The 508-nt window shown below is 66.9% G+C and carries 1 protein-coding gene; it reads left to right on the top strand.

Features of this window, described 5'->3' with window-relative positions; genetic code table 11:
- Positions 1–508, top strand: a 508-nt coding sequence (locus RMT89_RS40985) for a DNA methyltransferase (protein WP_315888840.1), incomplete at both ends; no start/stop codon positions are given.

Consider the following 508-nt stretch of genomic DNA (forward strand, 5'->3'; position numbering starts at 1 on the left):
GACACTCCCGTCACCAAGGACAAGGATGACTACTCCAGGTCGCGCTGGCAGATCGACGCCCACGCCTTCTGGCGCTCGTCCGGGAACCGCCACCTGACGCCAGCCGAGCTCGCCGCCCTGCCCGTTGAGGAACGGTCACGGCTGTTCACCCAACAGACCCTGACCGAGGTGTACGACTATGAGGACCACGTGGAGACCGGGGAAGCGCTCGACAGCCGCCGCGCCCGACCTTCCACTTTCATGGCTCTCGCGCCCGGCTCATGGTCGCCCGAGGTGTGGCATGACGTGAACCGGATGGGGACGCTGAACACGGAGCAGTCACGCAAGGCGCAGGCGTATCACGTCTGCCCCCTGCAGTTCGACATCGTGGACCGACTCATCCGCCGCTACTCCAACCCGGGCGACCTCGTGTTCGACCCGTTCGGAGGCCTCGGGACAGTCCCGGTCCGCGCCCTCAGGCTCGGCAGGCGAGGAGCTGGCGTGGAGCTGAACACCGGCTACTACCGAG

The sequence above is a fragment of the Streptomyces sp. P17 genome, from assembly GCF_032436805.1.
GTDB lineage: Bacteria > Actinomycetota > Actinomycetes > Streptomycetales > Streptomycetaceae > Streptomyces.